Source organism: Streptomyces sp. AMJ-169 (genome assembly GCF_055597585.1).
The window spans coordinates 506,421-529,077 of the sequence record NZ_JBVLTJ010000006.1; the positions used below are offsets into that span (position 1 = coordinate 506,421).

17 protein-coding genes are annotated in these 22,657 nt (G+C 72.2%); 12 read left to right on the forward strand and 5 right to left on the reverse strand.

The features are described 5' to 3' along the window. Positions 1-207: 207 nt before the first annotated feature. Positions 208-2,151: a S53 family peptidase gene (locus ACYUD3_RS18305; RefSeq protein ID WP_470970889.1), complete on the forward strand. Its 1,944-nt coding sequence runs from the start codon at positions 208-210 to the stop codon at positions 2,149-2,151. A 98-nt stretch (positions 2,152-2,249) separates the two neighbouring features. Then, on the forward strand, positions 2,250-4,004 hold the full coding sequence (locus ACYUD3_RS18310) for an NAD+ synthase (RefSeq protein WP_470970892.1): 1,755 nt from the start codon (positions 2,250-2,252) through the stop codon (positions 4,002-4,004). A 220-nt stretch (positions 4,005-4,224) separates the two neighbouring features. On the opposite strand, the gene panB is transcribed toward ACYUD3_RS18310, so the two are convergent. Beyond that, positions 4,225-5,091 (reverse strand): 3-methyl-2-oxobutanoate hydroxymethyltransferase, encoded by an 867-nt coding sequence (gene panB / locus ACYUD3_RS18315; protein WP_470970894.1) that lies wholly within the window; start codon positions 5,089-5,091, stop codon positions 4,225-4,227. Between the two features lie 191 nt (positions 5,092-5,282). Between panB and ACYUD3_RS18320 the strand changes: the two genes are divergently transcribed. The 6 genes from ACYUD3_RS18320 to ACYUD3_RS18345 all read left to right on the forward strand — a co-directional run bounded on the left by ACYUD3_RS18320 (position 5,283) and on the right by ACYUD3_RS18345 (position 12,028). Then, complete coding sequence (locus ACYUD3_RS18320) at positions 5,283-6,860, forward strand: MFS transporter (RefSeq protein WP_470970897.1); 1,578 nt, start codon at positions 5,283-5,285, stop codon at positions 6,858-6,860. Between the two features lie 58 nt (positions 6,861-6,918). Next, positions 6,919-7,518, forward strand: a complete 600-nt coding sequence (locus ACYUD3_RS18325; protein ID WP_470970899.1) for a TetR/AcrR family transcriptional regulator — start codon at positions 6,919-6,921, stop codon at positions 7,516-7,518. Positions 7,519-7,703: 185 nt separating this feature from the next. Next, positions 7,704-8,747 carry an endonuclease/exonuclease/phosphatase family protein gene (locus ACYUD3_RS18330; protein WP_470970902.1) on the forward strand — a complete coding sequence of 348 codons (1,044 nt, stop codon included), beginning with the start codon at positions 7,704-7,706 and terminating at the stop codon, positions 8,745-8,747. A gap of 162 nt (positions 8,748-8,909) precedes the next feature. Next, a complete protein-coding gene (locus tag ACYUD3_RS18335) occupies positions 8,910-10,133 on the forward strand; it encodes an MFS transporter (RefSeq protein WP_470970905.1) in 1,224 nt (407 codons plus the stop codon). 60 nt (positions 10,134-10,193) lie between these two features. Continuing rightward, on the forward strand, positions 10,194-11,213 hold the full coding sequence (locus ACYUD3_RS18340) for an ATP-binding cassette domain-containing protein (RefSeq protein WP_470970907.1): 1,020 nt from the start codon (positions 10,194-10,196) through the stop codon (positions 11,211-11,213). Continuing rightward, complete coding sequence (locus tag ACYUD3_RS18345) at positions 11,210-12,028, forward strand: ABC transporter permease (protein WP_470970910.1); 819 nt, start codon at positions 11,210-11,212, stop codon at positions 12,026-12,028. Before ACYUD3_RS18340 ends, ACYUD3_RS18345 begins: the two co-directional genes overlap by 4 nt. A gap of 14 nt (positions 12,029-12,042) precedes the next feature. Here ACYUD3_RS18345 and ACYUD3_RS18350 read toward each other — a convergent pair whose 3' ends face one another. Then, positions 12,043-15,531 (reverse strand): AfsR/SARP family transcriptional regulator, encoded by a 3,489-nt coding sequence (locus tag ACYUD3_RS18350; RefSeq protein WP_470970913.1) that lies wholly within the window; start codon positions 15,529-15,531, stop codon positions 12,043-12,045. A gap of 255 nt (positions 15,532-15,786) precedes the next feature. Here ACYUD3_RS18350 and ACYUD3_RS18355 point away from each other — a divergent pair, with 255 nt between their 5' ends. After that, complete coding sequence (locus ACYUD3_RS18355) at positions 15,787-16,587, forward strand: site-2 protease family protein (RefSeq protein ID WP_470970915.1); 801 nt, start codon at positions 15,787-15,789, stop codon at positions 16,585-16,587. Between the two features lie 10 nt (positions 16,588-16,597). On the opposite strand, the gene ACYUD3_RS18360 is transcribed toward ACYUD3_RS18355, so the two are convergent. Together ACYUD3_RS18360 and npdG are read right to left on the reverse strand one after the other, a co-directional pair. Beyond that, entirely contained in the window at positions 16,598-16,780 is a 183-nt protein-coding gene (locus ACYUD3_RS18360) for a hypothetical protein (protein WP_470970918.1), read from the reverse strand. Positions 16,781-17,079: 299 nt separating this feature from the next. Beyond that, positions 17,080-17,784 carry an NADPH-dependent F420 reductase gene (gene npdG / locus ACYUD3_RS18365; RefSeq protein ID WP_470970920.1) on the reverse strand — a complete coding sequence of 235 codons (705 nt, stop codon included), beginning with the start codon at positions 17,782-17,784 and terminating at the stop codon, positions 17,080-17,082. Between the two features lie 738 nt (positions 17,785-18,522). Here npdG and ACYUD3_RS18370 point away from each other — a divergent pair. Together ACYUD3_RS18370 and ACYUD3_RS18375 are read left to right on the forward strand one after the other, a co-directional pair. After that, positions 18,523-19,122 (forward strand): hypothetical protein, encoded by a 600-nt coding sequence (locus ACYUD3_RS18370; RefSeq protein WP_470970923.1) that lies wholly within the window; start codon positions 18,523-18,525, stop codon positions 19,120-19,122. Positions 19,123-19,836: 714 nt separating this feature from the next. Beyond that, positions 19,837-21,138 (forward strand): MFS transporter, encoded by a 1,302-nt coding sequence (locus ACYUD3_RS18375; protein WP_470970925.1) that lies wholly within the window; start codon positions 19,837-19,839, stop codon positions 21,136-21,138. A gap of 233 nt (positions 21,139-21,371) precedes the next feature. Here the strand turns inward: ACYUD3_RS18375 and ACYUD3_RS18380 are convergent, their stop codons facing one another. After that, positions 21,372-21,602: a hypothetical protein gene (locus tag ACYUD3_RS18380; RefSeq protein WP_470970928.1), complete on the reverse strand. Its 231-nt coding sequence runs from the start codon at positions 21,600-21,602 to the stop codon at positions 21,372-21,374. A 94-nt stretch (positions 21,603-21,696) separates the two neighbouring features. Here ACYUD3_RS18380 and map point away from each other — a divergent pair, with 94 nt between their 5' ends. Next, a complete protein-coding gene (gene map, locus ACYUD3_RS18385; RefSeq protein ID WP_470970931.1) occupies positions 21,697-22,554 on the forward strand; it encodes a type I methionyl aminopeptidase in 858 nt (285 codons plus the stop codon). Positions 22,555-22,657 lie beyond the last annotated feature (103 nt).

The window sequence follows — 22,657 nt, forward strand, 5'->3', positions numbered from 1 at the left end:
CCCGGCGGACCCGTGCGCAACACCCCGTTCACAGTAACCCCCTAGGGTTTTCCCTACAGTTCACGGCCATACCGCCCAAATCCGCCCACCTGGAACCCGCTTGGGCTCCTCTTGGGTTTTCCATTCCCCTGGCATGGACAGTTCATCGTGAGAGTGGCCGTCTCGGGTGATCCACCCCGCGTCGAACCACTTTTCCCAGGGGGTCCTATGAGATCCAACCGTGCCGCGCTGCGCGCCGGAGTGAGCCTGGCAGCGACACTGCCCATGGTCGCCGGCGTCCTCGCGCTCGGCATACCCGCGGCCCACGCCGCGGACGGCCCGGCCCGCGACACGCTGGCCGGGACCAAGCCGGCGTGGGCCACCGCGCAGGCCGACAAGGGCGCCACCGCGGACTCCGCCCAGGTGAGCGTCCGGGTGTACTTCGCCGGTGACGCCAAGGGCCTCGCCGCCTACGCGAAGGCGGTCTCCGACCCCGCCTCGCCGTCCTACGGCAAGTACCTGAGCGCACCGGCCGCGCAGTCCCGTTTCGGGGCGACTCCCGCGCAGGTCAAAGCCGTTCAGCGGTGGCTGACCCAGTCCGGGCTCAAGGTCACCGGCACCACGGCGCACTACGTGTCCGTGACCGGTGAAGTGGCCGCCGCCGAGAAGGCGTTCGGCACCCAGCTGCACAACTACAGCAAGGGCGGGCACACTTACCACGCCCCCGCCAAGGCGGCCAGCGCCCCGGCCGGCCTCGACGGCGCCGTGCTGACCGTGACCGGCCTCGACAACGCGCCGCACCGGGCCACCGCGAAGGACACGCTCCCCGCGCCCAGCACGGTGTTCAAGAACTCGGGCCCGTTCTCGTCGTACTACGGCTCGAACGTCGCCGCCGCCCTGCCGGCCGCCTACGGCGCGAAGATCCCGTACGCGGTCGAGGGCTACACCGGCAAGCAGCTGCGGGCCGCCTACGGCGCCGGCAAGTACACCGGCAAGGGCGTGAAGATCGCCATCACGGACGCCTACGCCTCGCCGACGATCGCGTTCGACGCGGCGACGTACGCGAAGGCGCACGGCGACGCCCGCTGGAAGACCGGCCAGCTGAAGCAGGTGCTGCCGCCTACGTACACGAACACCGGCGCCGACGGGTGCGACGCGGCCGGCTGGTACGGCGAGGAGACCCTGGACGTCGAGGCCGTGCACGCGGTCGCGCCGGACGCGGACGTCACCTACGTGGGCGCCGCCTCCTGCTCCGACGACGATCTGCTGGACGCCCTGCACAAGGTCGTCGACAAGCACCTCGCCGACATCGTCTCCAACTCGTGGGGCGACGTCGAGGCCAACCAGACGCCCGACCTGGCCGCCGCCTACGACCAGGTGTTCCAGTTCGGCGCGGTCGAGGGGATCGGCTTCTACTTCTCCTCCGGCGACAACGGCGACGAGGTCGCCCACACCGGCACCAAGCAGGTCGACACCCCGGCGAACTCCGCGTGGGTGACGGCGGTCGGCGGTACCTCGCTGGCGGTCGGCAAGGGCGACACGTACCTGTGGGAGACCGGCTGGGGCACCGAGAAGGCCGTCCTGTCGGCCGACGGCAAGAGCTGGACGAACTTCCCCGGCGCCTACACCTCCGGCGCGGGCGGCGGCACCAGCAAGACCGTCGCGCAGCCCTTCTACCAGAAGGGGGTCGTCCCGGACGCGCTCGCCAAGGCCAACAGCGCGAGCGGTAACCGCGTGGTCCCGGACATCGCCGCGATCGCCGACCCGAACACCGGCTTCAAGGTGGGCCAGACGCAGACCTTCCCCGACGGCTCGCAGCAGTACAGCGAGTACCGCATCGGCGGCACCTCGCTGGCCTCGCCGGTGATCGCCGCCGTCCAGGCCCTCGCCCAGCAGGCGCGCGGCGGCAAGGCCATCGGCTTCGCCAACCCGCAGATCTACGCCCGCTACGGCTCCCCGGCCTACCACGACGTCACGGACAACCCCACGGGCTCCGGCCTGGCGGTCGCCCGCCTGGACTTCGTGAACGGCTACGACGCCACCGGCGGTGTCACCACCTCGGTGCGCAGCCTCGGCAAGGACAGCTCGCTGTCGGCCGTGACCGGCTACGACGACGTGACCGGCGTGGGCTCGCCCGCCCCGGGCTACGTGGAGTCGTACAAGAAGAAGTAGCTCCCGCACGGGGTGGCGTACGGCCGGGTCTTCCGCAGTGAGGTGCCCGACACCGTGCGCCACCCCATCGCGTCGCTCTGACGATTACACTGGGCGGCGTGCCTCAACTTCGCCTCGCTCTGAACCAGATCGACTCGCGCGTCGGTGACATCGCCGGTAACGCCGCGAACGTCCTCCGCTGGACCCGGCACTGCGCCGAGCAGGGTGCGCATCTCGTGGCGTTCCCCGAGATGGTGCTGACCGGCTATCCCGTCGAGGACCTGGCCCTGCGCTCCTCCTTCGTGGAGGCCTCCCGCGCGGCCCTGAAGACGCTCGCGGCCCAGCTCGCCGAGGAGGGCCTCGGGGAGCTCCCGGTGGTCGTCGGCTACCTGGACCGCTCCGAGGCCGCGCAGCCGAAGTACGGCCAGCCGGCCGGCGCCCCGCGCAACGCGGCGGCGGTGCTGCACGGCGGTGAGGTCGTCCTCTCCTTCGCCAAGCACCACCTGCCGAACTACGGCGTCTTCGACGAGTTCCGCTACTTCGTGCCGGGCGACACCATGCCGGTGCTGCGGGTGCGCGGGATCGACGTGGCGCTGGCGATCTGCGAGGACCTGTGGCAGGACGGCGGCCGGGTCCCGGCGGCCCGCTCCGCCCGGGCCGGCCTGCTGCTGTCGGTCAACGCCTCCCCCTACGAGCGCGACAAGGACGACACCCGCCTGGAGCTCGTCCGCAAGCGCGCCCAGGAGGCCGGCTGCACGACCGCCTACCTGGCGATGACGGGCGGCCAGGACGAGCTGGTCTTCGACGGCGACTCGATCGTCGTCGACGCCTCCGGCGAAGTGATCGCCCGCGCCCCGCAGTTCACCGAGGGCTGCGTGGTCCTCGACCTGGACCTCCCCGCTGCCTCGACCCCCGCCCCGAGCGGTGTGGTGGACGACGGGCTGCGCATCGACCGCGTGATCCTCAGCGAGGAGCCCGTCCCGGCGTACGAGCCGACGATGGCCGGCGCCTACGCGGACCGCCTGGACGACGACGAGGAGGTCTACTCGGCGCTCGTCGTGGGCCTGCGCGCGTACGTCGAGAAGAACGGCTTCACGTCGGTCCTGATCGGCCTGTCCGGCGGCATCGACTCGGCCCTGGTCGCCGCCCTCGCCTGCGACGCGGTCGGCGCCGCCCACGTGTACGGCGTCGCGATGCCGTCGAAGTACTCCTCGGACCACTCCATCGGCGACGCGGCGGAGCTGGCCCGGCGCACCGGCCTGAACTTCCGTACGGTCCCCATCGCCCCGATGTTCGACGCGTACATGTCCGCCACCGAGCTGACCGGTCTCGCCGAGGAGAACCTCCAGTCCCGGCTGCGCGGCACGCTGCTGATGGCGATCTCCAACCAGGAGGGCCACATCGTCCTCGCCCCCGGCAACAAGTCCGAGCTGGCGGTGGGCTATTCGACGCTGTACGGCGACTCGGTGGGCGCGTACGGCCCGATCAAGGACGTCTACAAGACGTCGATCTTCCGGCTCGCGGAGTGGCGCAACCGGGCCGCCGCCGAGCGCGGCCAGACCCCGCCGATCCCGGAGAACTCGATCAGCAAGCCGCCGAGCGCCGAACTGCGCCCCGGCCAGGTCGACACCGACTCGCTGCCCGACTACCCGGTCCTGGACGCGATCCTGGAGCTGTACGTCGACCGCGACCAGGGCGCCGACGCGATCGTCGCCGCCGGCTACGACCGCGAACTGGTCGTCAGGACGCTCCGCATGGTCGACACCGCCGAGTACAAGCGGCGCCAGTACCCGCCGGGCACGAAGATCTCCGCGAAGGGCTTCGGCAAGGACCGCCGCCTGCCGATCACCAACGGCTGGCGCGAGTCGGTATAACCGGCTCCGAAGAAACAGAAGCAGCCCGCCGGCTGGGGGAAGACCGGCGGGCTGCTTTGGTGCCGCAGTGGCCAGGCGGACCCGGTGAAGGCGACCGCGGTCCGGCAGCGCCGCCCGAGGGGCGCGGGGCGGTATCTGTCAGCGGCTCCGCCGCGGGGCGCGACCGGCCACGACGCGGCCGCACCCGGACGACGGCCCCTCACGGCACATCCGGCGGAGCTCAGTGCACCGAGTGCTCCTCCAGCGGGAACGTTCCGCCGACCACGTCCTCCGCGTACGCCTTCGCCGCGTCCGTCATCACGGCCCGCAGGTCGGCGTACTTCTTGACGAACTTCGGTACCCGCCCGGAGGTCAGGCCCATCATGTCCGTCCAGACGAGGACCTGCGCGTCGGTGTCGGGGCCCGCGCCGATGCCGACGGTCGGGATGTGCAGGACCCGCGTCACCTCGGCGGCCAGCTCCGCCGGGACCAGCTCCAGGACGACGGCGAAGGCGCCCGCGTCCTGGACGGCCTTGGCGTCGCGCAGCAGCTGCTGGGCGGCCTCCTCGCCGCGGCCCTGGACGCGGTAGCCCATGGCGTTGACGGACTGCGGGGTCAGGCCGATGTGGGCCATGACCGGGATGCCGGCCTCGACGAGGAGCTGGATCTGGGCGTGGCTGCGCTCGCCGCCCTCCAGCTTGACCGCGCCCGCGCCGGCCTCCTTGACCAGCCGGGTCGCCGAGCGCAGCGCCTGCACCGGGCCCTCCTGGTAGGAGCCGAAGGGCAGGTCGGCGACGACGAGCGCGCGGCTCGTGCCGCGGACGACGGCCGCCGAGAGGATCGTCATCTCGTCGAGGGTGACGGGCACGGTGGTCTCGTAGCCGAGGTGGCAGTTGCCCGCCGAGTCGCCGACGAGGATGACCGGGATACCGGCCTCGTCGAAGACGTTCGCGGTCATCGCGTCGTAGGCGGTGAGCATGGGCCACTTCTCGCCGCGCTCCTTGGCGAGGGCGAGGTCGCGGACCGTGATGCGGCGGGTGCCCTTGCCTCCGTACAGCGCTTTGCTGCCGTCGGAGGAGGTGTTCTGGGCAGCCGGAAGCTGCGTCATGGTGAACGGCTCCTTATGTCATCTCGAGGCGCCCTTACGGCGTCCCCGGATCACTCCCATGGTGGCACTTCGCCCTCGCGGGGACCAGAGGACCCCGGTGGACAGTGATCCGCCCCACGTACAGGTAAGGGTCGGGTAAAGCAATTCCGATACGGAACGGCACCGTATCGGAATTGACCTAGGCTCGTGGCATGACTTCTCCTGCTCCCGCCCCGACCGTCCCGGAGGCCGTGCACCGGCGCCGCTGGGCGATCCTGGGCGTGCTGATGCTGAGCTTGCTGATCGTCGTCCTCGACAACTCGATCCTGAACGTCGCGATCAAGACCATCTCCACCCCGGCCCCGGTGGGGCTCGGCGCGACGCAGAGCGAGCTGGAGTGGGCGATCAACGCCTACACGCTCGTCTTCGCGGGCCTGCTGTTCTCGGCGGGGCTGCTGGGCGACCGGCTGGGCCGCAAGAAGATCCTGCTCGGCGGGCTCGCGGTGTTCGGGATCGGCTCGGCGCTGGCCGCCGAGTCGGGTTCGCCGGGGGCGCTGATCGCGTTCCGGGCGCTGATGGCGCTGGGCGCCGCGTGCGTGATGCCCGCGACGCTGGCCGTGCTGATGAACGTCTTCGAGCGCGACGAGCAGCCCAAGGCGATCGGCATCTGGGCGGGCGGCGTCGGCCTCGCGATCGCGATCGGCCCGATCACCGGCGGGCTGCTCCTCGACCACTTCTGGTGGGGCTCGGTGTTCCTCATCAACGTGCCGATCGTGGTGACCGCGATCGCGCTGATGATCTGGCTGGTCCCCGACTCCCGCGACCCGAATCCCGGGCGGATCGACCCGGTGGGCGTCGCGCTGTCCGTCGTCGGCCTCGTGCTGCTGGTGTACGGCATCATCAAGGGCGGCCAGCTGGCGGACTTCACGGACCCGGCCGTGCTCGTGACGATCTTCGCCGGGCTCACGGTGCTGGCCGGGTTCGTCGTGCACGAGCAGCGCAGCGACCATCCGTCCATCGACATCGGGTACTTCAAGAACAAGGTGTTCTCGGCCGCGATCGCCGCGATCACGCTGGTGTTCTTCGCGCTGATGGGCGTGACGTTCTTCTCGGTGTTCTACACGCAGAGCGTGCGCGGGTACTCGCCGTTGGAGAGCGGTCTGCTGCTGCTCCCGCTGGCGGTCGCCCAGCTGATCTTCGCGCCGCGCGCCCGGCTGGTCGTCGACCGGTTCGGGAACAAGGCGACGACGACCGGCGGGCTGGTGCTGCTGGCGGCGACGCTGATGGCGTTCGCGACGTTCGGGAAGAGCACGCCGATCTGGCTGCTGGAGATCGTGTTCTTCCTCATGGGCGCCGGCATGGCGCACATCATGACGCCGACGTCGGTGGTCATCATGCAGGCCCTGCCGCGCGAGAAGGCCGGCTCCGCGTCCGCGCTGAGCAACACCTTCCGCCAGGTCGGCGGCGCGCTCGGGATCGCCGTGCTCGGCTCGGTGCTGTCCACGACCTACCGCAACGGGGTCGAGCGCCACCTCGGTCAACTGCCGCCCGCCGTACGGGAGACGGCGGGCGAGTCGATCGAGGCCACCCTCGGCGTCGCCGCCAAGCTCGGCGCCCAGGGCAGGGGGCTGGTCACTCCGGCGTACGACGCGTTCCTGCACGCGATGCACGTGACCGCGCTGTGCGGGGCCGGGGTGGCGCTGATCGGCGCCGTCGTCGTCGCCGTCTTCCTGCCGGGCCGGCCGAAGTCCGGGCAGGAGGCGGAGCACAAGGGCGAGTTGGTGCGGTGACGCGCGAGGTCACGGGGGCGGACAATTGCCCTGGTGGCACGAGGAGAGGACGGGTGACGTGAGCATCACGAGGGGCCGGCCGCGCAGTGAGGCCGTGGAGCGCGCGATCCTCGAAGGGACGATGAAGCTCCTCGAAGAGGGCGTGCCGCTGGGCGAGTTGTCCATCGAGCGGATCGCCCGCACCGCCGGGGTCGGCAAGGCGGCGATCTACCGCCGCTGGAGCGGCAAGGAGGAGCTGTTCGTCGAGGTGGTGCGGGCCGCCGAGCCCGACGACCCCGAACTGCCCGGCACCAGCATGCGCGACGACCTCGTGACGCTCCTGGAGGCCCTGCGCCGCCGGGGCCTGGCCAACCGCACCTCGGCGATCCTGCACAACGTGCACGCCCAGATGAAGAGCAGCCCGAAGATCTGGGCGGCCTACCACAGCATCGTCGTCGAACCCCGGCGCCTCATGGGCCTCGAAGTCCTGCGCCGGGGCCAGGCGAACGGCGAGCTGCGCGCCGACGTCGACGTGGAACTCCTGAACGACATCTTCGTCGGCCCGATGCTGGTGCGCACGGTGCTGCGCCCCGACGGGGATCTGAAGGAGGGGCTGGCCCGGGACATCGTGGACACTCTGCTCACCGGGCTACAGCCCGTCAGCTCGCCCGCCGATTAATCCGAATGTCTGAGTTCCGTCACAGTCAAGGCTCCGAACAGGGATGACGCAACTGCGCACCGGGCCACGACCGTCTGACTCCGCATGTGGTCGTCATGTGACGACCGGATCAGCGCCGATCATCCCCTAGGGTCGTACCCGGGGGACGACGGTGTGGCACGGCAGGCAGTGAGGGCGATCGCGGTATGGCGCAACAGGCGTATCTGGCGGAGACGGCAAACGGCGGCTCGGGGTCCGAGCAGCGGGGAAACCGGTTCCGGCGCCTGACCGGCCGGTGGCTGTCGGGCTGGCGCGACCGGCGGGTGTGGCGGCGCGGGCTGATCCTCGCCGCGTGCGCGCTGGCGCTGGCCGGGGTGCTGCTGCTGCACTCGCACATCCCCAACCGCTACGGCAACCTCGGCAGCCTCATCGAGACGTTCCTGCCCTGGCTGGGCCTGGCCGTCCCGCTGCTGCTCCTGCTGGCGCTGGTGCGCCGCTCGGCCACGGCGCTGATCGCGGTCGTCCTGCCCGTCGCGGTGTGGCTGAACGCGTTCGGCGGGCTGCTGGTGGACCGCACGGGCACCGGCGGTGACCTGACGGTCGCCACCCACAACGTGAACGCCGACAACGCCGACCCGGCCGGCACCGCCCGTGACGTCGCCGCCTCGGGGGCGGACGTGGTGGCGCTGGAGGAGCTGAAGGCGTCGGCGGTGCCGACCTACGAGCGCACGCTCGCGGCGACCTACCAGTACCACTCGGTGCAGGGCACGGTCGGGCTGTGGAGCAAGTACCCGGTGAGCGCGGTCAAGGCGGTCGACCTGGAGCTGGGGTGGACGCGGGCGATGCGGGCGACGGTGACGACGCCGGAGGGCGACATCGCCGTCTTCGTGGCCCATCTCCCGTCCGTGCGCGTGAAGCTGGAGGCCGGCTTCACCGCCCGGCAGCGCGACAAGAGCGCCAACGCGCTCGGCGAGGCCATCAAGGACGAACGGCTGCCGCGCAAGATCCTCCTGGGCGACCTCAACGGCACGATGAACGACCGCTCCCTGAACGCGGTCACCTCCCAGATGCGCTCCACGCAGGGCGCGGCGGGCAGCGGCTTCGGCTTCAGCTGGCCGGCGGCGTTCCCGATGGCGCGGATCGACCAGATCATGGTGCAGGGGGTGGAGCCGGTGACGTCGTGGACGCTGCCGGCGACGGGGAGCGATCATCTGCCGGTGGCGGCGCGGGTGGACCTCCGCACGAGCTGACGTGTTTGAGCTGATGTAATTACAAATGACACCGCGCCGTAACCCTGGGGAATAGAGCGCGAGGCAGTGTTTGTTCCGACGATGAACAAACAGGCGTTACGATAAACGTACCGCCCCCTTCTGCCCTGCCTCCGCTCAGCCTCCCGAAAGGCCTCTCCTTCCATGCCCCTGGCCCTGCTCGCCCTCGCGATCGGCGCGTTCGGCATCGGCACCACCGAGTTCGTGATGATGGGCCTGCTGCCCGACGTCGGATACGACCTGGACGTCTCCCTCCCCTCCGCCGGCCACCTGGTCTCGGCGTACGCCCTCGGCGTGGTGATCGGCGCCCCGCTGCTCGCGGCGCTCACCTCGCGCATGGCCCGCCGCAAGGTCCTGATCGGCCTGATGGTCCTCTTCGTGGCCGGCAACGCCCTCTCCGCGTTCGCCCCCGGCTACGACTCCCTCCTCGCCGCCCGCTTCCTCAGCGGGCTGCCGCACGGCGCGTTCTTCGGCGTCGGCGCGGTCGTCGCGACGCAGCTGTCCGCGCCGGAGCGCAAGGCCCGCTCGGTCTCGCTGATGTTCCTCGGCCTGACCGTCGCGAACGTCGCGGGCGTCCCCGCCGCGACCCTCATGGGCCAGCACTTCGGCTGGCGCGCCACGTTCCTCGCGGTCAGCACCATCGGCCTGGCCGCCATCGCCGCCCTCGCCCTGCTCATCCCCGACGACGGCCCGCAGCAGGTCCGCACGACGGGCGTCCGGGGCGAACTCGCCGCGCTGCGGTCGCTGCCGGTGTGGCTGGCGCTCGGTACGACGATCGCGGGCTTCGGCGCGCTGTTCTCGGCGTACAGCTACATCACGCCGATGCTCACGGACTCCGCCGGGTACGCCGCCTCCAGCGTGACGCTGCTGCTGGCGCTGTTCGGGGTCGGCGCGACCATCGGCAACCTGGTCGGCGGCCGGCTCTCGGACCACTCGCTGCGCGGCACCCTGTTCGGCGGCATGACCTCCCTCGCGGCCGTCCTCGCGCTGTTCCCGGCGCTGATGGCGACGCGGTGGAGCGCGGCCCTCGCGGTGACGCTGCTGGGCGTCTCGGCCTTCATCACCGGCTCGCCGCTCCAGCTGATGGTGATGGAGAAGGCGTCCACGGCTCCTTCGCTGGCGTCCTCCGCGAACCAGGCCGCGTTCAACCTGGCCAACGCGGGCGGCGCCTGGATCGGCGGGCTCGCCCTGGCGGCGGGCTTCAGCGTGACGTCCCCGGCGCTCGCGGGCGCCGCGCTGGCGGTGCTGGGCCTCGGGGTCGCCGGGGCGGCGTACGCGGTCGACCGGCGCCGGGCCCCGCTGCACGGACACGAGCGCGTGGTGGCCGGGCACGTACCGGTGGACGGCGCGGAGGCCGTACGGCACTGAGTGCCTGCTTGTCGGCGGCCTGTCGGTGCTTTGTCGGTGGGGGCTGGCACCGTGGTCGGCATGAAGGAAATCAAGCCCAGCGGCGGGGGAAGCGCCGTCACCGTACGGGGGCTGGTCAAGCACTACGGCGAGACCAAGGCGCTGGACGGGGTCGATCTGGAGGTCCGCGAGGGGACCGTGATGGGGGTGCTCGGGCCGAACGGCGCCGGGAAGACCACCCTGGTGCGGATCCTCTCGACGCTCATCACACCGGACGCGGGCGAGGCGACGGTGGCCGGCTACGACGCCGTCCGCCAGCCCCGCCAGCTGCGCCGGGTGATCGGGCTCACGGGGCAGTACGCGTCGGTCGACGAGAAGCTGCCGGGCTGGGAGAACCTGTATCTCATCGGGCGGCTGCTGGACCTGCCGCGCAAGGCCGCGCGGGCGCGGGCCGACGAGCTGCTGGAGCGGTTCTCGCTGACGGAGGCGGCCAAGCGGCCGGCGAAGACGTACTCGGGGGGCATGCGGCGCCGGCTCGACCTGGCGGCGTCGATGATCGGGCGGCCCCAGGTGCTGTTCCTGGACGAGCCGACGACCGGGCTCGACCCGCGCACCCGCAACGAGGTGTGGGACGAGGTCAAGAGCATGGTCGGGGACGGCGTGACCGTCCTGCTGACCACGCAGTACATGGAGGAGGCCGAGCAGCTGGCGACCGAGCTGACGGTCGTGGACCGGGGGAAGGTCGTCGCGGCCGGCGCGATCGACGAGCTGAAGGCGAAGGTCGGCGGGCGCACGCTGCGGATCAGGCCGGCCGACGCCGGTGACCTCCGGCCGCTGTCGGTGTTCCTCGACGACCTCGGCATCACCGGCCTCGCCGCGCCGACGGTGGACACGGCGGGCGGCGCCCTGCTGGTGCCGATCCTGAGCGACGAGCAGCTGACGGCCGTCGTCGGCGCGGTCACCTCGCGCGGGGTCACGCTCTCCGCGATCAGCACCGAACTGCCCAGCCTGGACGAGGTGTTCCTGTCGCTGACCGGGCACCGCGCGAGCGCCCCGCAGACCGGACTGCCCGCCGACGACCGTGAGGAGGTCGCCGTATGAGCGCGACCACAGCCGCCGCCCCCGCCCCTGTCAACGCCCGTATCCCGCTGCGCGGCCACCTGCGGCACACGGGGGCGCTGATCCGGCGCAATCTGCTGTGGATCAGGCAGGACCCGGAGTCGATGGCCGACGCTCTGCTGATGCCGGTCATCTTCACGCTGCTGTTCGTGTACGTCTTCGGCGGCTCGATCGGGCAGGCGCTCGGCGGCGGGCAGGACGGCTATGTGCAGTACGTCATCCCGGGCATGATCGCGATGATGAGCATGACGCTGTCGCAGGGCGTGGGGACGGGGTTCAGCCAGGACTTCAACTCCGGTGTCATGGACCGGTTCCGGTCGCTGCCGATAGGCCGCGGCTCGGTGCTCTTCGCGAAGATCGCGGTGGAGCTGGTGCGGATGCTGTTCGCGACGGCGGTGCTGATGGTCGTCGCGCTGCTGGTCGGCTTCCACATCAACAGCTGGCCGGGGCTGCTCGCGGCGGTCGGGCTCTCGGCGGTCTTCGCCTCCTCGATCATGTGGGTGTTCCTCACCCTCGGCGTGATCATGAAGAACGCGCAGTCCGTGCAGGCGATGGGGTTCCTGGTGCTGTTCCCGCTCCAGTTCGGCTCGTCGATCTTCGCGCCGACCAACTCGATGCCGGGCTGGCTGCGTGCGTTCACCGACTACAACCCGCTGTCCACGCTCGCCGACGCGGCGCGCGGACTGATGGTGGGCGGTCCGGTGGCGCACGACCTGTGGGTGACGCTGGGCTGGTCGGCGGCGATCACGCTGGTGATGGCGCCGGTCGCGATCCACAAGTTCCGCACCAAGACCTGAGGTCGACAGGTTTCTCAGACCAGGGCGGCGGCTTCTTCGTAGGAGAGGGCGCCGCCTTCGGCGTAGGCGGTCGCGTACGCCTCCTCGCTGAGCGCCGACCTGGTCCGGCGGACGGCGGTGTCGCGGATCTCGCGTTCCGCGCGGCCGGCGAAGTAGCCGCCGGGGCGCAGCCGTTCGGCGGTACCGAGGCAGCGGGCGGCATCCGCGGCCTGGCCGCCGCCGGACTGGGCGAGCACGATCGCGGCGACCGTCAGGTGCAGGGACTGCATGTGCGGGGCGATGATCGCGGCGAGCGGGTCGGCCGCGGCGGCGAGGGCTTTGCGGACGGCTTGCAGGGCCCGCTCGGTGTGGCCCTCGACGGCGTCCATCCAGGCCTCGACGCCGAGGATGAAGGCGTCGAAGACGACGAAGTGGGAGAGGGCGAACTCCTCGCGCAGCAGCCCGAGTTGCTCACGGGCCTCGGTATAGCGCCCGGTCATGCCGAGCCAGCTGCCGAGGAAGAGCCGGGCGGCGGGGTGGGCCTCGCCGACGACGCCGGAGGTCTGGGCGATGATCTCGCGCAGGATGGCCTCGCCGCGCGCGGTGTCGGCGGCGTCGTCGCTCTCCAGCAGGACCGAGGCGAGCCGCACCCGCAGCACCGCCATCTGGGTGCGGGCGCCCAGGAGTTCGGCGTGGACGAGGGCTTCCTGGTAGTCGTCGTAGGCGGCCTGGAACTCGCCGTGCCGCTCGCGGGCCTCCGCGCGGGCGCCGAGCGCCTCGGCCGCGCCCCAGGCGTCGCCGAGGCGGCGGTAGATCTCCAGGGCCTCGTCCGCGTCGCGGGCGCCGTCGGCGGCCCGGTCGGCGCGGTTGGCCAGCAGATTGCCGCGCAGCTGGAGGCAGAACGCCAACTCCCATTCCATACCGGGGTGTTCACGGCAGGTGCGGACAGCGGCGCCGACGGTGCGGTCGACGTCGTCGAGGGTGCCGGTGAGCATCGCGGCGTAGAAGTAGTTGATGCCGGGCATCCGGCACAGCTGCGGCATCCCGGGCTCGTAGGTCCGGGCGACGACCCGCAGCCTGCGCTCGCCCGCCGGGGTCTGCCAGGCGCCCAACTCGGTGTCCATGGTGCCGATATGGGCGAGGTGCACCCCGCGCCGGCCCTCGGCGAGGGCTTCCCCGGCGTACGGCGGCGGGGAGTCGGTCAGCCGCTCCCAGACGGGGACGGCGACGGCGGCCGGGTCGGGTCCCGCGAAGAGGTCGGGGGCGAGGTCGATGACCTCCTTGCACCAGTCGCGGGCCTCGATCCGCATGTCGCGCATCTGCCAGAACCACATCAGCGAGTGGACGAGGCACAGCGCCTCCTGCTCGTCCGGCGCGGCGACGGCGCGGCGCAGGGCGATGCGGATGTTCTCGTACTCGGCCTGGAACCTTTCGATCGCGGCGAACTGGCCCGGGCCGCGCAGCAACGGGTCGGTGGTGCGGGCGAGTTCGCGGTAGTACGTGCCGTGCGCGCGCTCCGCCTCGGGGCGCCGGCCCGCCTCGGCGAGGCGTTCGCCCGCGTACTCGGCGACCGTCTCCAGCATCCGGTAGCGCATCGCGCCGTCCGCCGAAGGGGCCGCCACCACAAGGGACTTGTCGACGAGGGAGCCCAGCGCCTCCAGCGCGGCCGGGCCGCAGACGGCCTCGGCGGCGGGCAGGTCGCAGCCGCCCGCGAACACCGACAGCCGTCCCAGGACGTCCCGTTCGGGCGCGTCCAGCAGATCCCAGGACCAGTCCACGACCGCCCGCAGCGTCTGCTGCCGGGGCAGCAGCGTGCGGCTGCCGGAGGTGAGCAGCCGGAAGCGGTCGTCGAGCCGGCTCGCGATCTGACGGGGCGTCAGCATCCTCAGCCGGGCCGCCGCCAGCTCGATCGCGAGGGGCAGTCCGTCCAGGCGGCGGCAGATCTCCGCGCACGCCTCGGGGTCGGCGGCCGGCGAGAACCCCGGCCGGGCGGCGGCCCCGCGCTCCGCGAGCAGCCGCAGCGCCACCGGTTCGGGCAGCGGCTCGACCGGGCGCAGCAGTTCGCCGGGGACGCCGAGGGGTTCCCTGCTGGTCGCGAGGATCGTCAACTGGGGGCAGCGGGCCAGGAGTTCCTCGGCGAGGCGGGCGGCGGCGTCCACGACGTGCTCGCAGTTGTCCAGGATGATCAGCATCCGGCGCCGGGCGCAGTGCTCCACCAGCCGCTCGACCGGTTCGTCGTGCCGCTCCCCCACCGCCCGCAGCTCCTCGGCGCCGGCCCCGTACAGCACGGTCTCGCGCGCGCCGACAGCCGTGACGACGGCCTGCGGGACGGCCGACGGGTCGGTGACGGGGGCGAGTTCGGCGAGCCAGACCCCGTCGCGGGCGGCGTCACCGACGGTCTCGGCGGCCTCCTGCGAGAGGCGGGTCTTCCCCGATCCGCCGGGGCCGAGGAGGGTGACGAGGCGGGCGGCGGCGAGGTCGCCCCGGATGGCCTCGATGTCGGATTCGCGGCCGACGAAGGAGGTGAGGCGGGCGCGGAGGTTGCCGGGGGCGGCGGGGGGCGGTGACAGGGGGCGGGTGGGCCGGTGCGGGGCGGGGGTGTCGGCAACGGGCTCGCCGGGGGCGGGAGTTGGGCGGTCGGCGCGCTGTATGTCCGGGGCCGGGGCCGAGGACGGGGCCGGGGCCGTCGGGTGGCCGGCGCTGCGCGCGGACGGGTCGGCGTCCCGGGCGTCCGGGGCTGAACCGGGGGCGCGCCGAGGGTCGTAGCCGGTGGCGGGCCGGGGCTTGGGGTTGTCCGGCGGGTTCAGCAACTCCCCGTGCAGGGACCGGAGTTCGGGGCCCGGGTCGGTGCCCAGGCGGTCGGCGAGGAGGTGGCGGACGGCGTCGTAGGCGGCGAGGGCCTCGGCGGCGCGGCCCACGTCGCGCAGGGCGCGCAGGCGGAGGGACTGGAGGGGTTCGTCCAGGGGGTGGGTGTCGCAGAGGGCCGTCAGTTCGGGGAGGGACTGCTCCGCGTGGCCGAGGGCGAGGGCGGCGGTGTGGCGGGCGCGGACGGCGTCCAGGCGGCGGGTCTCCCAGCGGGCGGACTCGGCGGAGCGGTCGGGGAGGTCGGCGAGGGCGGGGCCGTGCCAGAGGGCGAGGGCGTCGTCGAGGAGGCCGGCCGCTTTGCGGGGGTCGCCGTCGGCGAGGGCGCGGGTGCCGTCGGCGGTGAGGCGTTCGAAGCGGTGCAGGTCGACGTCGTCGGGGGCGGCGGTGAGCCGGTAGCCGCCGTCGGCCGAGGCGATCGCGCCGGCGCCGAGGGTGCGGCGCAGCCGGCCGACCAGGGCCTGGAGGGCGCCTTGCGCGTCGGCGGGCGGCTCACCGGCCCACACCTCCGCGACCAGCAGCCCCGTCGGCACGGTCCGGCCGGGCCGCAGCGCCAGCACGGTCAGCAGGGCACGCAGCCGGGCGCCCCCCACCGCGACGGCGGTGCCGTCGGGACGAAGTACCTGCGTGGTTCCGAGGACGCGATAACGCACGGGGTCCATTCTCTCCGGAGGAGCGGGTACGGGTCACGGGGGATCGCCGGGGTGTCGAACGTCAGTACGGTGAACACACCGTCCCCCGAACTGGTGAATCCGGCAAACCCACACCATCTCAGGAACCGATCGCGGGTCGCGAGGCGTTTTCCCGGTACGCCCGATGGCTGTACGGTCACCGGGCGTCTGTTCCAGTAGACCTCGCCCCGCCCGGAAAGATTCACCCCGCAAGACCCGTCCCGCAGAGATTCAGGAGCACCCCGCATGACCGCCACCACCTCCCGCGCCGGCGATCGGAGGATCAGCCCCGTCTTCCTCGGTCTCGTCGCCGTCATGGCGGTCACCGGCTGGGCCGTCTGGACCGGCTTCGCCGCGACGCCCGGCGTGGCCGTGTTCCTCTTCGTGACGTCCGCCTGGATCGTCTCCCTGTGTCTGCACGAGTACGCGCACGCGCGCACGGCGCTGCACGGCGGGGACATCACGGTCGGCGCGAAGGGCTACCTCACGCTGAACCCGCTGAAGTACACACACGCGCTGCTGAGCATCGTCCTGCCGGTGATCTTCGTCATCATGGGCGGCATCGGCCTCCCCGGCGGCGCCGTCTTCATCGAGCGGGGCCGGATCCGGGGCCGCTGGAGACACAGTCTGATCTCGGCGGCGGGCCCGCTGACGAACGTCCTGTTCGCGGTCGTCTGCACCGCGCCGTTCTGGCTGCACGCGCTGGACGGCGTCCCCGCCGAGTTCCGCTACGCGCTGGCCTTCCTCGCGCTGCTCCAGGTGACGGCCGCGATCCTGAACTTCCTGCCGGTGCCGGGGCTCGACGGGTACGGGGTGATCGAGCCGTGGCTGTCGTACGGCGTGAAGCGGCAGGTCGAGCCGTTCGCCCCGTTCGGCCTGATCTTCGTGTTCGCGCTGCTGTGGGTGCCGGAGATCAACAGTGTGTTCTTCGACGCCGTGGACGCGATTCTGCGGGGGCTGGGGGTCGATCAGTTCGGGACGTACTGCGGGCAGAACCTGTTCCGCTTCTGGCAGGGGACGAACGAGATCTGCCAGGTGGCGTCCTGATCCGGCGGGGTCAGCTGCCGACCGGGCCGCTCCGCTGCTTGCCGCGCTTGTAGTAGTACCAGGTCATGTTGGACGAGAGGCCGGCCAGCAGCACCCAGATGATCCCGAGGAAACTGCCCTGCACGAAGGAGACGACGGCGGCGGCGACGGCTAGGACGCAGACGGCGAGGGCGTAAAGGGCCAGGCGGGGCATAGGGACTGCTTCTCCTAGTCGGGGGGCACCGGGGGGGCACCCGGGGGGGGCCGGCTTGGTCGGGCTGCTCGGGCTGCTGGGCTCGCCCGGCTTGCTCGGTTGTTCGACTTGCTCGGGCTGCTCAGCTTGCTCGGGCTACCCGGCTTGGTCGGTTTGCTCAGTTGCTCGGCTCGCTCGGGCTACTCGGCTCGCCCAGCTTGGTCGGCTTGCTCGGTTGCTCGGCTCGCCCGGCTTGCTCGGTTGCTCGGCTTGCTCGGTGGGGGACACCGGACGTGCGTCGTCCAGTGTCCCCCATCCGCTCAGATGTCCGTGACCCGCAGGCCCGCGTGCGCCTTGTAGCGGCGGTTCACCGAGATGAGGTTCGCGACCAGGGACTCCACCTGGTGCGCGTTGCGCAGCCGGCCGGCGAAGACGCCGCGCATCCCGGCGATGCGCCCGGCGAGGGCCTGCACGATCTCGACGTCGGCGCGCTCCTCGCCGAGGACCATGACGTCGGTGTCGATCTCGTCGATCTCCGGGTCCTGGAGGAGGACGGCGGAGAGGTGGTGGAAGGCGGCCGTGACCCGGGAGTCCGGCAGCAGGGCGGCGGCCTGTTCGGCGGCGCTGCCCTCCTCCGGCTTCAGCGCGTACGCGCCCTTCTTGTCGAAGCCGAGCGGGTTGACGCAGTCGACGACCAGCTTGCCGGCCAGCTCCTCGCGCAGCGACTCCAGCGTCTTGCCGTGCCCGTCCCACGGGACGGCGACGATCACGATGTCGCTGCGGCGCGCGGTCTCCGCGTTGTCCGCGCCCTCGACGCCGTGGCCCAGCTCGGCCGCCGCCTCCTGCGCGCGCTCGGCGGCCCGCGAGCCGATGATCACCTGCTGCCCCGCCTTGGCGAGCCGATAGGCGAGCCCCTTGCCCTGCGGCCCGGTCCCGCCAAGAACACCGACGACCAGCCCAGAGACATCGGGCAGATCCCAGGGGTCCTTGGGGCCGGGCTTGTGTGCACTGTCCGTAGAGGTCATGGGCCGACTTTACGTGGGAGGGGGCGGGGGGTGACGGGGGGTGCTCGGGTCGGGGGCGGGGATGGCTGCTGGAGGTCTTCGGGGCCGGGGGCACGGGGGCTGGCGCCGATCTTCGGTTCAAGGGGCGCGGAGGGCTGCTGGCGAGGGCGCGGGGCTGACGCTGGTCCTCAAGCGCGGGTGCACGAACGGCTGCTGCGGGTCTTCAGATCGGGGTGCGCAGGCAGCTACCGCCGGTCTTCGTGGCGGGGGCGCAGGCAGCTACCGCCGGTCTTCGGGACGGGGGGCGCGGACAGTTGCTGTCGGTCTTCGGGACGGGAGCGCGGACGGCCGCTGTCGGTCTTCGGGGCGGAGGGGGTGCGGGGGGGCGCCGGTCATCGGGCGCGGGTGCGGGGACGACTGCTAGTGGTCTTCGGGACGGGGTGCGGAAGCTGACGCCGGTCCTCAGGCGCGGGTGCGCGGACGGCCGCTGGCGGTCTTCAAGGCGGGGCGCAGAGGCTGACGCCGGTCCTCAGGTCGGGGTGCGCAGACGGCTGCCGCCAGCTTTAGGGCCGAAGCTCGCGTAGGGCTGCCGTCGGTCTTCGCGTCGGCGTGCGCCGGGCGCCGTTTCCGGTCCCCACCGCTTCCGGTCCCCACCGCTTCCGGTCCCCGCGTCGGCTCCTGCGAGCGCCCCTCCCCGGTCGGGTGAATACCGGTGGTACCGGTCCCGTGTCCGCCCCTCGCCAGGCAGGATGCGGCCGCATGGACGCCGTACGAGTCGCCTTGCTGCGTGAAGTGCTCGCCGGGACCGAGTGGGTGGGGGTGACGCGGCGGTTCGCTCAGGTGTTGCGGGGGTCGGTGGTGGCGCACGGGGGCGGGCTGCTGCTGGTGGGGACGCCGGGGTACGAGCCCTGGCATCTCGCCGCCCACCTCGTGGACGAGGCCGCCTGGTCCGGCACCCCCGAGCTGGCCCCGACCCTCGTACGGCACGGCGTCCGCGCCGGTGATCCCCCGCATCTCGCGGTCGGCCTGGGCCGGATCGAGGGGGCGCGGCGCGGCGAGACCCTGCTGGTGGTGGCACCGGAGGAGCCCGCAGCGCTGCTGGAGCGGGTGCACGGGGCACGGCGGGCCGGGGTGACGGTCCTGGCGCTCGGGGCGGGCGGCGGCGAACTGGGAGCGATGGCCCACGAGACGCTGGACGTACCGGAGGGGAGCGAGCTGGACCTGGACACCGTGCAGCATCTGGTCAGCGCGGGGGCGGGGGAACAGTCGCTGGCGACGGGACGGGGGCGGGGCCGTTTCCGGGACCGGTTGTCAAGGATCGCGGACGCCTTGACGGCTCCGCCACCGGCGGTTTGGTGAAGCCGGGTCCGGGCGGGGGGAGTTGGCGGAGGCGGGGTGGGGTACGACGGGCGCGCGCCGGGAGTTGCCGGAAGCCGGGCGCGCGGCGGCGTTCGCTTCACGGGAGTTACCGGAGACCGGACGAGCGGCAGCGTTCGCTTCACGGGAGTTACCGGAAGCCGGGCGCGCGGCGGCGTTCGCTTCACGGGAGTTACCGGAGACCGGACGAGCGGCAGCGTTCGTTTCACGGGAGTTACCGGAGGCCGGGCGAGCGGCAGCGTTCGCTTCACGGGAGTTACCGGAGTACCGGAGACCGGACGAGCGGCAGCGTTCGCTTCACGGGAGTTACCGGAGGCCCAGTCAGGGGGAATTGGCGGAGGCCGGGCGGGATACGGCAGGCGCTCGGCGGGAGTTGCCGGAAGCCAGGCGCACGGCAGCGTTCGCTTCGCTGGAGTCAGCGACGGTCTCAGTAAGCTGCGAGCGCCCGCCAGAAGCCCCGGCCCGCCGACGAAACCCTGTGGCCCGCCCCCCGCGCGCCCGCCGTCACCCGACGGATGCCTGCGGGCGGCCGGCGAGGACTGCGGTCTCGGCGATCCGACGGCCGCCCCGGCGACAGCCACCCGGCGTCGCCCGGCCCCGAAGCCCGCACGCCCCCAGCCCCCAGCCCCCAGCCCCCAGCCCCCGTACGAAAAACCGTTTGCAGTCAGTGATCCCCCTTCCTGACCATGTCACCTCGTGACCCTCTCCTCCCTGCTCCCCGATCTGCGCCCCTGGCATGCCTCTCGTGACTTTCGGCGGTTGTGGGTGTCGGGGCTGGTCACCTCGTTCGGGAGTTTTCTGACGTTCGTCGCGTTGCCCGTGCAGCTCAAGGAGTTGACCGGGTCCGCCGCCGCCGTGGGGGCGATCGGGGCCGTGGAGCTCGTGCCGCTGGTCGTCTTCGGGCTGTACGGGGGCGCGCTCGCCGATGCGATGGACAAGCGGACGCTGATTCTGTGGACCGAGGCCGGGCAGGGGCTGCTGAGTGCGGGGCTGTTGGTCAACGCGCTGCTGCCCACGCCCGCCGTCTGGCCGCTGTATCTCATCGCCGGGCTGACCGCCGCGATGACGGCGCTCCAGCGGCCCGCGCTGGACTCGCTGTGGCCCCGGATCATCGCCCACGAACACCTCCCGGCCGCCGCCGCGCTCAGCTCGCTCCAGCGGACGATCGGCGCGGTCGCGGGGCCCGCGCTGGCGGGCGTGGTCGTCGCGTACGCCGGCCTCGGCTGGGCGTACGGCGCCGATCTGCTGACGTTCGCCCTGTCGATCGTCCTCATGGCCCGCGTCGCCTCCTCCCCGGCCGCGGAAAAGGCGCCCCGGCCGTCGCTGCGGGCCGTCGCGGAGGGGGCCCGGTACGCGTGGGGGCGCAAGGAGCTGCTGGGGACGTACGCGGTCGATCTCGCGGCGATGTTCCTGGCGATGCCGCTGGCCGTACTGCCGTTCCTGGCCGACGAGTTGGACGCGGACTGGGCACTGGGGCTGATGTACGCGGCCCTGCCCGCCGGGTCGCTGCTGGTGAGTGTGACGAGCGGGTGGACGACGCGGGTGCACCGGCACGGGCGGGCCGTCGTGCTCGCCGCCGCCGGGTGGGGGCTCGCGATCGCTGCGGCGGGGGCCTCGCGGAACGTGTGGCTGGTGCTGCTCGGGCTGATGTGCGCCGGGGGCTGCGACATGATCAGCGGGATCTTCCGGTCCGCGCTGTGGAACCAGACGATCCCCGACGAGCTGCGGGGGCGGCTCGCGGGGATCGAGGTGCTGTCCTACACGGTGGGCCCGACCCTCGGCCAGGTCCGCGCGGGTTCCGTCGCGACCTGGCTCGGGGTACGGGCCTCGGTGTGGTCCGGGGGTGTGCTGTGCGTGGGGGCCGTGGGGCTGCTGGCGGCATTCCTGCCGGCGCTGCTGCGGTACGACGGCCGGACGGACGCGAACGCGGAGAGGGTACGGGCGCAGCGGGCGGCGGCCGGGACGGCCGAGGCGGCTGGGGCACCGACGGGGTCGTAGCCCTCGGGCACGGCGACCTCCAGAAACCCGCCGCCCGCTTCACGAGCCCCCGCTTCAGGAACTGCCTGCTTCAAGGACCCTCGCTACAAGAGCCACCCGCCTCGCGAGCCTCCCGTTCAAGGACCCTCGCCTCAGCAGCCCCCGCTACAAGAACCGCCCGCTCCAAGGGCCCCCGCCACAAGAACCGCCCGCCTCGCGAGCCCCCTAAAGGAGCCCCCGCTTCAGGCTCCCCTTCAGGAGCCCCCCTCCCCGCCCTTCCCCCCGTCATGCCACCGCGCATCGTTCTCCCACTGAAGGTTCCGCTCGCGCGCCGTCTCCATCGCGTGTTCCGCCTCCTGGCGGGACGGGTACGGGCCGAAGCGGTCCTTGCCGGGGCAGTCGGGGCCCTCCTCGACCTTCTGGTGTTCCAGGCAGTAGTACCACTCGCCGGGCTTGCCGGCCGTGCGCCGCTTGAACAAGGCCATCGCGGGCTCCCTTCGCCACCGGATCCGGCACCGGAACCGGCACTTGACTCGCCTCTGACATGGTCCCCCATCCCCGCTCGTTAGACTCACCGGCATGTCAGGCCAGTCGCTGCTCGTACCAGGGGAGCTGTCTCCCATCCGATCCGTGCCCGGAAACATCCGCCGGCCCGAGTACGTCGGCAAGCCGGCGCCGACGCCGTACACCGGCTCCGAGGTGCAGACCCCGGAGACGGTCGAGGCGATGCGGACCGCCGGGCGGATCGCCGCGCGGGCGATGGCGGAGGCCGCGAAGCACATCGCGCCGGGGGTGACGACGGACCTGCTGGACAAGGTCGCCCACGAGTACATGTGCGACCACGGCGCGTATCCGTCGACGCTCGGCTACCGGGGCTTCCCCAAGTCGCTGTGCACGTCCGTCAACGAGGTGATCTGCCACGGCATCCCGGACTCGACGGTCCTGAACGACGGCGACATCGTCAACCTCGACGTGACCGCGTACATCGGCGGCGTGCACGGCGACAACAACGCGACGTACCTGGTCGGGGACGTCGACGAGGAGTCGCGGCTGCTGGTGGAGCGCACCCGCGAATCGCTGGAGCGGGCCATCAAGGCGGTCAAGCCGGGCCGGCAGATCAACATCATCGGCCGCGTCATCGAGTCGTACGCCAAGCGCTTCGGGTACGGCGTGGTGCGTGACTTCACCGGGCACGGGATCAGCACGTCGTTCCACTCCGGGCTGATCATCCCGCACTACGACAGCCCGCACGCGACGACCGTGATGGTGCCCGGCATGACGTTCACGATCGAGCCGATGCTGACGCTGGGGACGCACGAGTACGACATGTGGGACGACGGCTGGACGGTCGTCACCAAGGACCGCCTGCGGACCGCCCAGTTCGAGCACACGCTGGTGGTGACGGAGAGCGGCGCGGACGTGCTGACGCTGCCGTAGGCCCCGTTCTTTCCGCGAAGCCCGCCCCGCGCTCGGGCGGATTCCAGAGGTCGTCGCAACACGTGATCACTGACGTGTGGTGGCGAGCAGTCTAGACAGGCGC

What these genes read in the sequence shown, in the direction of transcription:
- ACYUD3_RS18360 (WP_470970918.1), bottom strand. Translation starts at nt 16,780, where the DNA reads ATGCCCCGCCTGGCCCTTTACGCCCTCGCCGTCTGCGTCCTAGCCGTC.
- ACYUD3_RS18335 (WP_470970905.1), top strand. Translation starts at nt 8,910, where the DNA reads ATGCCCCTGGCCCTGCTCGCCCTCGCGATCGGCGCGTTCGGCATCGGC.
- ACYUD3_RS18345 (WP_470970910.1), top strand. Translation starts at nt 11,210, where the DNA reads ATGAGCGCGACCACAGCCGCCGCCCCCGCCCCTGTCAACGCCCGTATC.
- ACYUD3_RS18340 (WP_470970907.1), top strand. Translation starts at nt 10,194, where the DNA reads ATGAAGGAAATCAAGCCCAGCGGCGGGGGAAGCGCCGTCACCGTACGG.
- ACYUD3_RS18350 (WP_470970913.1), bottom strand. Translation starts at nt 15,531, where the DNA reads ATGGACCCCGTGCGTTATCGCGTCCTCGGAACCACGCAGGTACTTCGT.
- ACYUD3_RS18380 (WP_470970928.1), bottom strand. Translation starts at nt 21,602, where the DNA reads ATGGCCTTGTTCAAGCGGCGCACGGCCGGCAAGCCCGGCGAGTGGTAC.
- map (WP_470970931.1), top strand. Translation starts at nt 21,697, where the DNA reads ATGTCAGGCCAGTCGCTGCTCGTACCAGGGGAGCTGTCTCCCATCCGA.
- ACYUD3_RS18370 (WP_470970923.1), top strand. Translation starts at nt 18,523, where the DNA reads ATGGACGCCGTACGAGTCGCCTTGCTGCGTGAAGTGCTCGCCGGGACC.
- ACYUD3_RS18355 (WP_470970915.1), top strand. Translation starts at nt 15,787, where the DNA reads ATGACCGCCACCACCTCCCGCGCCGGCGATCGGAGGATCAGCCCCGTC.
- ACYUD3_RS18305 (WP_470970889.1), top strand. Translation starts at nt 208, where the DNA reads ATGAGATCCAACCGTGCCGCGCTGCGCGCCGGAGTGAGCCTGGCAGCG.
- ACYUD3_RS18320 (WP_470970897.1), top strand. Translation starts at nt 5,283, where the DNA reads ATGACTTCTCCTGCTCCCGCCCCGACCGTCCCGGAGGCCGTGCACCGG.
- panB (WP_470970894.1), bottom strand. Translation starts at nt 5,091, where the DNA reads ATGACGCAGCTTCCGGCTGCCCAGAACACCTCCTCCGACGGCAGCAAA.
- ACYUD3_RS18330 (WP_470970902.1), top strand. Translation starts at nt 7,704, where the DNA reads ATGGCGCAACAGGCGTATCTGGCGGAGACGGCAAACGGCGGCTCGGGG.
- npdG (WP_470970920.1), bottom strand. Translation starts at nt 17,784, where the DNA reads ATGACCTCTACGGACAGTGCACACAAGCCCGGCCCCAAGGACCCCTGG.